Origin of the sequence: Nocardia aurea (genome assembly GCF_003123685.1) — a bacterium.
Classification (GTDB): Bacteria; Actinomycetota; Actinomycetes; order Mycobacteriales; family Mycobacteriaceae; genus Nocardia; species Nocardia aurea.
Map to the genome: position 1 here is coordinate 1 of NZ_QCYJ01000069.1, position 2,538 is coordinate 2,538.

Annotated in this window: 4 protein-coding genes; 2 read left to right on the forward strand and 2 right to left on the reverse strand. The window is 69.5% G+C overall.

Annotated features, from left to right (window positions below; genetic code table 11):
- On the forward strand, nucleotides 1-918 hold a 918-nt coding region (locus DAT37_RS12895), incomplete at its 5' end, for a macro domain-containing protein (RefSeq protein ID WP_198654245.1).
- 142 nt (nucleotides 919-1,060) lie between these two features.
- Here the strand turns inward: DAT37_RS12895 and DAT37_RS12900 are convergent.
- Nucleotides 1,061-1,792 (reverse strand): haloalkane dehalogenase, encoded by a 732-nt coding sequence (locus DAT37_RS12900; RefSeq protein ID WP_232839715.1) that lies wholly within the window; start codon nucleotides 1,790-1,792, stop codon nucleotides 1,061-1,063.
- A gap of 94 nt (nucleotides 1,793-1,886) precedes the next feature.
- Here DAT37_RS12900 and DAT37_RS12905 point away from each other — a divergent pair, with 94 nt between their 5' ends.
- On the forward strand, nucleotides 1,887-2,384 hold the full coding sequence (locus DAT37_RS12905) for a MarR family winged helix-turn-helix transcriptional regulator (RefSeq protein ID WP_109524991.1): 498 nt from the start codon (nucleotides 1,887-1,889) through the stop codon (nucleotides 2,382-2,384).
- 45 nt (nucleotides 2,385-2,429) lie between these two features.
- On the opposite strand, the gene DAT37_RS46405 is transcribed toward DAT37_RS12905, so the two are convergent.
- On the reverse strand, nucleotides 2,430-2,525 hold the full coding sequence (locus DAT37_RS46405; RefSeq protein ID WP_408637398.1) for a hypothetical protein: 96 nt from the start codon (nucleotides 2,523-2,525) through the stop codon (nucleotides 2,430-2,432).
- Between the last annotated feature and the right edge of the window lie 13 nt (nucleotides 2,526-2,538).

The window sequence follows — 2,538 nt, forward strand, 5'->3', positions numbered from 1 at the left end:
GGCGGAGTTTCCCTGGCCATTCGGAAACGAGCGGGCGAAGGCCTGCGGCTGCACGCCAGGAAACTGCTTCCCCTCAGTCACTGCGATGTCGCGGTGACGACCGCCGGGCGATTGCCGGCCAAATACGTTTTCCACGCCGTCACCATCGACCTCGACCGGAACCTGCTCCCCGACGCGAAATGCATCGAGACCCTGACGCGCCAGTCACTGAACCTGGCCGAGAGGCTGAACGTGCGCACCATCGCCTTTCCCGCGCTGGGCACCGGCACGGCCAGGTTTCCGCTCTACGAAGGAGCCCAGATCCTCCTCCAGACGGTCTGCGATCGGCTGGCCGGCCAGACTTCGCTGGAGGAGGTCAGCCTCTTGCTGCAGCCTGGCCGTGGCGTGCGCGAAAGCGACCTGGCCGTCTTCTACCAGCGGGCGGCGGCTCTGGCCGCCGTGGGCGGACAGAGCCGCAAACTCGCCGATGCCGTCGACCGGCTCCAGTCATCCATGGACGACCACCCGGACGAGCGGCTGAAACCCGCTTTGCGGGATCTGTTGAAGGAGGTGAGGGAGGTGGCGCTGAAGCTTCGCCAGCAGCCGCGCGACGTCGAGGAGATCGATCGTCTGCAGGGAGGCGGCTCGGCCGAGCAGGCCGGTCAGCACGCGATCGACGTGGCGGACGACATCACGGTGGGCGGGCAGGCGCATGACAGCCGGGTCGAGAGAAAGGCGCTGCAGACCCGCCTGGAGGGGTTGAGCACGCTGCTGAACGTCCACTACGGATCTCTCAACAAGCTTGAGATCGAGAAGGCGCGCTACGCCGGCGTGGGCGTCCCCATCATCCTGGAGAACCAGATCACCGAGGTGAACGCGGAGATCCGACGCGTGGAAGAGCTCATGCAGGCCACCCGCCACAAGATGGCGAAGAGCTGAGCCGCACCCGACGCCTGGGGCCGCCGTCGTGGACGGCGTTCACCGGAGCCCGTTGCGGGCCAACCACTTGACGATCGCCGTGGCGATGGCCTCCGGCTGGTCCTCCGGTGCGTGGTGGCCGGCCGGGCCGCAGTGCTCGATCTCAAGAGCGGCGATGTTCCTCCCGGATGAGCAGGGTGGGGGAGGAGTCGAAGGTGAGCAGCAGCTTGGGAACGTCGTCGCTGGCCGCGAGCCAGCGGCCGTAGCCGTCGAGACGTCGGGCCACGTCGGCGGGTTCGCCGTCGAGCGGCAGCGAGCGGGCCCATTCCAGCAGCGGGCGGCGGCTGTCGCGGCTCGGGTACGGGGCGAGGTACGGTTCGATCTCCTCCTCGCCGAGGCTCCTCAGCACGCCAGCGGTGAACGCCGTCTCCACGAGGAAGTTCCGTTCGAGCGCCAGTGACTCGCCGTCCGGGGTCCGCAGCTTCTCGAAGCGGGCCCTGGCCGGGTCGGAGAGTTCGCTCAAGGCCATCGGCCGGACGATCGTCTCCATGAAAGCCACGCCGCGGGTCCGGTCCGGGTGACGGGCCGCCCAGTCGAAGGCGAGCGACCCGCCCCAGTCATGGCCGACGAGCACCACCTCGTCCAGGCCGAGCGCGTCGAACCAGGCGTCGAGGTAGCGGGCGTGGTCGGCGAAGCGGTAGCCGATGTCCGGCTTGCCCGAGCGGCCCATGCCGATCAAGTCGGGCGCCAGCGCGCGGCCGGGCTCGCCGATCCGGGGAAGCACGTTCCGCCACAGGTGTGACGAGGACGGGTTGCCGTGCAGGAAGACGAGGGGCGTCCCGCTCCCGGCCTCCTCGTAGTGCATGGACGAGTCGAGTACGTCGATGGTGGGCATGGGTCACCTTCCAGTCCGTTAGTCACTCTAACGTTAGTGCCACTAGCGAAGGTATATTGTTAGTCCGACTAACGCAAGGGCTAGGATGGGCGGCATGAACCCGCGCTCCACCGACATGCCGCACGCCGGTGACGGCCCGCTCACGCCCGACCGGCTGCGACGCCTGCCGAGCAGGCTGCTGGGCATCGCCGCGGCGCACGCCGACCGGCTGGTGAGCGCGGGGCTGTCCGCCGCGGACGCCCGGAAGTGGCACTACGCCGTGCTCGTGGCCCTCCATGATCTCGGCCCCGCCAGCCAGGCGACGCTGAGCCGCCGGACCGGCATCTACCGCAGCGACCTGGTCGCGGTGATCAACGAGCTCACCGGCCGGGGCCTGGTCGAGCGGGCTCCCGATCCCGCCGACCGCCGCCGCAACGTCATCACCATGACCCCGGCGGGCCGCCGCGCGCTGGACAGGCTTGACGCGCTCGTCGCCTCCCTGCAGGACGACCTGCTCGCCCCGCTGGCCGAGCCGGAACGCGAGCAACTGATCGAGCTACTGGCGCGCCTGGTCGATCACCATGGAGGACGGGTGGCGCCGCCGGCCGGTTGACGGCTGGCGGCGCCACCCGCGGGTCTCCATGCCGCCGGTTCCGTGTCAGCCGGTGCCTCCGGTGAGGATCACGTCCACCCAGTAGTTGCTCGCCTGGTAGCTGCTCGTCGGGAAGGCGTTCGTCGCGCTGTAGCGGTACACGCCGTTGCCTCCC

Coding starts and splice junctions, on each gene's coding strand:
- DAT37_RS12900 (WP_232839715.1), bottom strand. CDS start 1,792: ATGCCCACCATCGACGTACTCGACTCGTCCATGCACTACGAGGAGGCC.
- DAT37_RS12905 (WP_109524991.1), top strand. CDS start 1,887: ATGAACCCGCGCTCCACCGACATGCCGCACGCCGGTGACGGCCCGCTC.